At 68.7% G+C, this 1,236-nt stretch carries 3 protein-coding genes; all 3 read right to left on the reverse strand.

Annotated features, from left to right (window positions below; translation table 11 throughout):
* A partial coding sequence (locus tag P775_RS00305) for an aspartate/glutamate racemase family protein (RefSeq protein ID WP_099909096.1) occupies nt 1-469 on the reverse strand: 469 nt, incomplete at its 3' end.
* On the reverse strand, nt 466-930 hold the full coding sequence (locus P775_RS00310; protein ID WP_099909097.1) for a RidA family protein: 465 nt from the start codon (nt 928-930) through the stop codon (nt 466-468). The genes P775_RS00305 and P775_RS00310, both read right to left, overlap by 4 nt.
* Nucleotides 927-1,236: amidase family protein (locus tag P775_RS00315; protein WP_245875502.1), on the reverse strand; the 310-nt coding region annotated here is incomplete at its 5' end. The genes P775_RS00310 and P775_RS00315, both read right to left, overlap by 4 nt.

Genomic DNA, 1,236 nt, shown 5'->3' on the forward strand with positions numbered 1-1,236 from the left:
CGTCCAGCAGCGCGGCATCGCCGGACAGGGTCAGCGGCTCGCCCTCTGCCAGAAAGGTGCCCAGATAGGCGCCGCCGGGGGCAGAGGCGAGCATCAGCGCATCAATCCCCGCGACCAGCGCGGGCGTATGGGTCACCACCGCATAGCGCCGCCCGCCAACCGCTGCCGCCTGCGCTGCCGCCTGACCGATGCCCACCACCGGCACATCCAGCCGTTCGGCCAGGGCCGCGCGCCCCGGATCGCCAAAGGCCGATACGATCACCCCGCCGATGTCTCCGGGGATATCCGCCCCGGCCACGTACCGCGCCGAATCGGCCAGAACCGCCATATTGCTCAGCAATCCCGGCCCGCCGGGGGCGGTCCAGCCCTGCACATCGGGCAAAAACTGCGCGGCAATCGCCACCATCGCGCGGGTGGTGGCGGCATTGCTGTTGGGGTTCATCAGCAGAGCACGGGGCAGGGACGTCACGCCAGCTCGACCACCGCATCAACCTCGACCAGTGCATTCGCGGGCAGAGAGGCGACATTGACCGCCGTGCGTGCATGCCGCCCCGCATCGCCCCAAAGGTCGATGAACAGCCGCGACGCCCCGTTCACGATCAGCGGCCCGTCAGGATAGCCGGGATCGGCGGCGACAAAGCCACCCAGCCGCACGATCTGACTGACCCGCGACAGCGACCCGGCCAGCGCCTTGATCGAAAACAGCAGGTTCAGCGCACACATCTGCGCCGCATCCTGCCCGATGCTGGTGTCAAACCCCTGCCCGATGGGGCCAAAATACTTGGGCACACCTTCCCATTCGCAGATCTGGCCCGACAAAAACAGCAGATTGCCACTGATCTTGCCCGGCAGGAACAGCGCCCGCGACGGGGCCGACGGCGGCAGGGCGAGACCCAGCTCGCCCAGACGCCCCTCGATTTTACAGCTCATGCACCATCTCCTTGCGAAATCCGTGTGGCCAGGGCGATCAGCGATACATCAGACCCGCGCGGACCGATCAGCGACAGGCCAAATGGCGCGCCATCGACCCGGCCCGCCGGAAAGGTCACCTGCGGCACCCCGGCCAGCCCCGCCGCGCACAGCAGCCGCCCGGCCGTGTTGCGATAGCTGTCAAACACCTCGATGGGCGCATCCAGCCTGAACGGCGCCTCGGGCACCACCGGCGCCAGTATCACGCCGCTCTGGCCCAGCAGCGCCTGCATCGCTGCCGCAAAGTCCGCCCGTGCGGCGCGCCCC

This window comes from Puniceibacterium antarcticum (assembly GCF_002760615.1).
Lineage (GTDB): Bacteria > Pseudomonadota > Alphaproteobacteria > Rhodobacterales > Rhodobacteraceae > Puniceibacterium > Puniceibacterium antarcticum.

Bases quoted from the DNA above. Each gene is read 5' to 3' on its own strand.
- P775_RS00310 (WP_099909097.1), bottom strand. From the start codon at position 930: ATGAGCTGTAAAATCGAGGGGCGTCTGGGCGAGCTGGGTCTCGCCCTG.